At 49.3% G+C, this 5,898-nt stretch carries 5 protein-coding genes; 2 read left to right on the top strand and 3 right to left on the bottom strand.

Annotated elements, in window-relative coordinates; genetic code table 11:
- On the top strand, nt 1-785 hold a 785-nt coding region (locus tag FDX24_RS21775; RefSeq protein ID WP_305764201.1), incomplete at its 5' end, for a pyruvate formate lyase family protein.
- Nucleotides 786-1,096: 311 nt separating this feature from the next.
- The gene (pflA, locus tag FDX24_RS21780) at nt 1,097-1,837 is read left to right on the top strand and encodes a pyruvate formate lyase 1-activating protein (RefSeq protein ID WP_003035751.1); all 741 of its coding nucleotides are present in this window, start codon (nt 1,097-1,099) and stop codon (nt 1,835-1,837) included.
- 43 nt (nt 1,838-1,880) lie between these two features.
- Here pflA and FDX24_RS21785 read toward each other — a convergent pair whose 3' ends face one another.
- The 3 genes from FDX24_RS21785 to FDX24_RS21795 form a co-directional block, all read right to left on the bottom strand.
- Nucleotides 1,881-3,302 (bottom strand): amino acid permease, encoded by a 1,422-nt coding sequence (locus tag FDX24_RS21785; RefSeq protein WP_137364903.1) that lies wholly within the window; start codon nt 3,300-3,302, stop codon nt 1,881-1,883.
- A 216-nt stretch (nt 3,303-3,518) separates the two neighbouring features.
- Complete coding sequence (locus FDX24_RS21790; RefSeq protein WP_005123568.1) at nt 3,519-4,667, bottom strand: MFS transporter; 1,149 nt, start codon at nt 4,665-4,667, stop codon at nt 3,519-3,521.
- A gap of 331 nt (nt 4,668-4,998) precedes the next feature.
- Nucleotides 4,999-5,862 carry a dimethyl sulfoxide reductase anchor subunit family protein gene (locus FDX24_RS21795; RefSeq protein WP_005123569.1) on the bottom strand — a complete coding sequence of 288 codons (864 nt, stop codon included), beginning with the start codon at nt 5,860-5,862 and terminating at the stop codon, nt 4,999-5,001.
- Nucleotides 5,863-5,898 lie beyond the last annotated feature (36 nt).

Below are 5,898 nucleotides of genomic sequence, written 5' to 3' on the forward strand. Positions count from 1 at the left end.
ACATGCACGACAAGTACAGCTACGAAGCCTCTCTGATGGCGCTGCACGACCGTGACGTTATCCGCACCATGGCGTGTGGTATCGCTGGTCTGTCCGTTGCTGCTGACTCCCTGTCTGCAATCAAATATGCGAAAGTTAAACCGATTCGTGACGAAGACGGTCTGGCTATCGACTTCGAAATCGAAGGCGAATACCCGCAGTTTGGTAACAACGACCCGCGCGTTGATGACATGGCGGTTGACCTGGTAGAACGTTTCATGAAGAAAATTCAGAAACTGACTACTTATCGTAACGCTATCCCGACTCAGTCTGTTCTGACCATCACCTCTAACGTGGTTTATGGTAAGAAAACCGGTAACACCCCAGACGGTCGTCGCGCTGGCGCACCGTTCGGCCCAGGTGCTAACCCAATGCACGGTCGTGACCAGAAAGGTGCCGTTGCCTCTCTGACTTCTGTTGCTAAACTGCCGTTTGCTTACGCTAAAGATGGTATCTCTTACACCTTCTCTATCGTTCCGAACGCACTGGGTAAAGACGACGAAGTTCGTAAGACCAACCTGGCTGGTCTGATGGATGGTTACTTCCACCATGAAGCGTCCATCGAAGGTGGTCAGCACCTGAACGTGAACGTCATGAACCGTGAAATGCTGCTGGACGCGATGGAACATCCGGAAAAATATCCGCAGCTGACCATCCGTGTTTCTGGCTACGCAGTACGTTTTAACTCCCTGACTAAAGAACAGCAGCAGGACGTTATTACTCGTACCTTCACTCAGACCATGTAATTGGTTTTGACTGAAATCGTACTTTAAAAAGCGTACAATAAAGGCTCCACGTAAGTGGGGCCTTTTTAATAGCCTGCTTTGTCAGCTATCTATACTTATAGACTCGATGGATTTCGAGGTTGCATTGAGGCAGCAACGGAGTGAATCCCCTGGAACGTACAGAAGTACGTGACTGGGGTGAGCGAAGGAAGCTAACAAAGATGCAGCTTGAAAGACGAAAAGTATGGATAACAGCCAAAACAGACTCGACACAGTTAATAACTGTGCACTAACACTGGCCCCGGATGGGCCACACCTGGAGAAACACCGCAATGTCAGTTATTGGTCGCATTCACTCCTTTGAATCCTGTGGCACTGTAGATGGCCCGGGCATCCGTTTTATTACCTTCTTCCAGGGCTGCCTGATGCGCTGCCTGTACTGCCACAACCGTGACACATGGGATACGCACGGCGGTAAAGAAGTCACCGTCGATGAATTAATGAAAGAAGTCGTGACCTATCGTCACTTTATGAACGCATCCGGTGGTGGCGTAACGGCATCCGGCGGAGAGGCCATTCTCCAGGCTGAATTCGTCCGTGACTGGTTCCGTGCCTGTAAAAAAGAAGGGATTCATACCTGTCTTGATACTAACGGTTTTGTTCGCCGTTACGATCCAGTGATTGATGAACTGCTGGAAGTCACCGACCTGGTGATGCTCGATCTGAAACAGATGAACGACGAGATCCACCAGAACCTGGTCGGCGTATCTAACCATCGTACGCTGGAGTTCGCTCGTTACCTGTCTAACAAAGACATCAAAGTGTGGATCCGCTACGTTGTCGTGCCTGGCTGGTCCGATGATGATGATTCAGCACACCGTTTGGGCGAGTTTACCCGTGATATGGGCAATGTCGAAAAAATTGAACTGCTGCCATACCACGAACTTGGCAAACACAAATGGGTGGCAATGGGTGAAGAGTACAAACTCGACGGCGTGAAGCCGCCGAAAAAAGAGACCATGGAGCGCGTGAAAGGTATCCTTGAGCAGTATGGTCACAAAGTGATGTACTAAGCTTTGTGGTGGGTAACGAGCCTGTTGCCCACCACATTTCCCCTTAACGCCCTCTTCTTGCCAGCAGCGGGAAAATCAATCCCAGCCCAACCAGCACAAACGGCGTCACAATGTTCAATGTGAGCTGGAATGTCCACTCTGGAGTAAAGGCTTCCATTTTCGGAAAGATCCCCGTGAGGCAAGCAAACGCAGTAAACGCAAAACACCAAATTCCCACCGTCATCGCCAGAGAGCGGTTACGAATGAAGACATATTCCGGTTTATATTTATGCGCCAAACGAATAACGGCAATAAATGCCACAAACACCCACAGATAGCGCAGAGGCATCACCACTGAATTCAAATTCAGTAGCCATTTATACAAATTGTTCATGTCTCCGATACCCAGCGTTGGCAACATAATCAAAATGGCCACCAGCACCAGTGTCAGAATATAGCCATTCACCGGTGTACCAGAGGCATTGGTTTTACACAGGCTTTCAGGGATATATTTGCGATCAGCATCGCCCAGTAAAACTTTAAGCGGAGCATCAATAGAAAACACCAAAGCCGCAATTTGACCTAACGTGTTGGCAACTGCATAAATAACCATCAATGTGTTACCCATGCCGTAATACTCCCCGAGTTTCTGGAAAGCGTAATACTGGCCATTAGTCATTAAGTCATCAGGAATATGCTGAGAGTCAAACATCATCCCCATTGCCAGAGAACCCAGGATCGCACACACCGCCACCATAACCGCCAGAACTAACATCCCTTTCGGGAACTCTTTGCCAGGGTTACGCGTCTGGTTAACGTATGGAGAGATTTTCTCCGCGCCACCGACCGCAAAGACCAGCATCGAGATCGTTGTGATATAGGTAAAATCGATGTGCGGGATAAAAGATTCCCAGGTGATATTGGTTGTGGCGATTTGCACATCAGTAATCGCCGGGGCGGTGACGGCCATTACGACATACAGAATGGACATCACAAACATCGCGATCCCCGCAACCGATCCAACGATTTTAAGCGATTTCATGCCACGGGATGCAACCCACATGAAAAAGACAAACAGCGCTAACGTCAGCCCCTGCAACGCCACCACGGTGTACTCTTTAATCAGCGAACCATCGCCTTTCAGCGCCCATCCCAGCGCAATCAGAATAGCCTGTGGCTTTTGCGCCAGATAAGGGATATGCACCACCCAATAGGTCCACGCTGCGAGATAAGCCAGTCCCGGTCCCATTGTGTGTTTAATCCATGTACTAACCCCACCCTTACCGTCTTTAAACGTGGAGCCAAGTTGTCCGACAATCAGTGCATAAGGGATAAAATAGAGGGCGAAAATAAATATCCATGAAGAAACAACCACCAATCCCTGATTAGCATAGTTGTTTACGACGTTGCCGAATCCCCATACGGTAATAAAAGACATCAATGCGATGTTGTACCACCGCAATTGTTTTTCCTGCACACTTGCCATTGGCGATCCTTCGTAGACGCTATTTTTGATAATCAATAAATGAAGCGAGGGATTATGCGCGGTAAAATGGCCAAGCGGAAACGGCAGAATGTAAAACTATAATCTTCTGCACATTTTATTTTCAGGAAAGAATAGCGATGATTAAATAAAACAGGCTCCCATAAAGTATACATAAACAACATGTATGGGAACCTGTTTTTATCCTGTTAAATCAAATCAGATATGCGCCACAGAATTCGGTGTATGCCCTGTCTTACGCAGCAGCATCAGTAAATAAATAAACGATACGCTGGCAATCATGATAAACAGTAAACTGTCAGAATAATTTTGCATCAGCATGGCGGTAAATGACGGCCCAAGCAGGCTACCCACGGTATAGCTTAATAACAATGCCTGGTTCATAGCGACCAACTGATGATGTTCTACTTTCTCGCAGGCCCAGGCCATCGCAACCGGATAAAGGGTGAAACCTGCCGCGCCCAGCATAAACAATGCAGGTGCCATTGCCGCCTGATTCAGCATAGCGATACTCCCGACGATCACCACAAAGACCTGAACGCGCAAAACCAGCAAGCGACCTAACTTATCGGCCAGACGACCAATTGGCCATTGTCCCAGAATACCTGCACTGACCAGTACCGCCATCCAGAAACCAATGCTGGCATTGCTGACACCCTGATGGTTGAGGTACAGCGGCATCAGGCCATACAGCGACCCCAGCACAATCCCGGAAATAATGCAGCCATTCACGCCCAGACGCGCCTGGCGAAGCTTCAGCATAGAGACAATGGGGGTTGACTGTTGTTCATCACCCTGCTGATTCACAATGCGGGTAAAGAGCAACGGTAATACTCCGGCAAGGATAGTGCCGGTCACCCACGGCAGAACATTCATTAATTCTGTCGAGACTTTACTGACCAATAATTGTCCTAAAAACGTCCCTACGTAATAGACCATCATATAGGCGGCAAGTAAGCGTCCACGGTTACGCGACGTCCCGCTGCACATCAACGCACTTTCCACCACCACCCAGATCATGGCACAACCGATACCCGCAATAAAACGCCAGGTCATCCAGCTCCAAAAACCTACCATGACGCCCAGTCCGACACAGCCCGCAGCAAAAATAAGCGAGGCTATGTAATAGCTGCGGTTAAAACCGAGGTGTTTAATTAAGTACCCGGTCAGTAACGTCCCAACCAGATTTCCGGTGAAATAGGACGAACTGACCACTCCTACCTGCCAGGTTGGCAGATTTTCATGGGCGAGCCAAAGCGGGACGAGCGTGTTTAACACGGCGATCGCCAGGGTCAACAGAAGCAGCCCGCACAGCAATAGCATAACGGGACGGGTATAGGTGGACATGAATAAAAACCGTGAGGAAGTTCAAATTTCATGCGCATCATGCCACTGCAAAAAACATTGTCAATCGGCGCAATCAGGGGCCTGAGGCGCTTTCAGGGGGATCGATTCGTATTACTGATTCTTAATGCGGATTGATAAAAAATGGGAAAATACATCTATTTGTTTTAATTGATCTAAAACAAAATTGCCCCGCTACGTTCAGTCGAAAAAATTCATGGATAATAGGCATCTTTTATTTGTGGGATGACCATATTAACGCCTTATCCGACCTACACGTTCAGTACTGTAATGTGTAGGCCGGACAAGCGCGATGCCATTCGGCATTTTCAGGTTAGCTGGCGACCGCCATGCCGACCGTCATATGCAGACCATAGAACACACCGCGGCCAATCAGCTCACCGACTAACAGCAGAATAAACGCGACGGAAAGCAGCGGTATTGCCGGCTGGTAACCTTTCACCTGCGGAACAATCCAGCAGCACAACGCTAAAGCCAGTGCCACAATCCGCCATGCCATCAGCGAACCGTAATCGGGCACCAGCGCAGATGCCTGCTGAATTGAGCTGTGGATTGTCGCCAGCTCGGCACCCTGCATCACGGACATGATGCCGCTCACAACCAGCGCAAGCACTGAAATAGCAGGCAGCAGTCGCATAGCCCAGCCGTCAATTCCGGCAACGCGTAATAGCAGATATCCCAGCAGCGGACCTCCCATGAACAGCGTCAGGAAGAACCCAATCGGCGTCCAGACACTATACCAGGTAGGCACCGTATCAATAGTGTTATATACGCGCACCATCATCCAGACAAAAACTACGCCCAGCACCATGGTGAGAACTAACCACAGATTGCGTAATGCTGGTGACATTTTTTTCAACACCGCCAGTAACCAGCCAATACCACCAACGGCAAAGAAGATCGAGCCGCTGGCGATTTCGTTACTTAGCGCGGAAGAACCGACACGGTTGAGGGAGTTAAACGCCCGCATCGGTGAGCCCAGATGAAGCATGGAAGCAATAAAACCGATGCCCATCAATACCCACAGGCCAAACATGCAGGCAATCACACGCTGTTGTGAATCAGGGCGTAAGTCCCCTTTCATCAGCGCCAGCGCCAGAACGATAAAGCCACCCACAACACACTGCCCGAAAACAGTGAAGATCATCAGCGGCCATTCATGCCATCCACTTCCCATCTTACACCTCCTTCGGATTAGCCAGATAACCCGTGG

Source organism: Citrobacter sp. wls716 (assembly GCF_005280975.1).
Classification (GTDB): domain Bacteria; phylum Pseudomonadota; class Gammaproteobacteria; order Enterobacterales; family Enterobacteriaceae; genus Citrobacter; species Citrobacter youngae.

What these genes read in the sequence shown, in the direction of transcription:
- pflA (WP_003035751.1), top strand. Translation starts at nt 1,097, where the DNA reads ATGTCAGTTATTGGTCGCATTCACTCCTTTGAATCCTGTGGCACTGTA.
- FDX24_RS21785 (WP_137364903.1), bottom strand. Translation starts at nt 3,302, where the DNA reads ATGGCAAGTGTGCAGGAAAAACAATTGCGGTGGTACAACATCGCATTG.
- FDX24_RS21790 (WP_005123568.1), bottom strand. Translation starts at nt 4,667, where the DNA reads ATGTCCACCTATACCCGTCCCGTTATGCTATTGCTGTGCGGGCTGCTT.
- FDX24_RS21795 (WP_005123569.1), bottom strand. Translation starts at nt 5,862, where the DNA reads ATGGGAAGTGGATGGCATGAATGGCCGCTGATGATCTTCACTGTTTTC.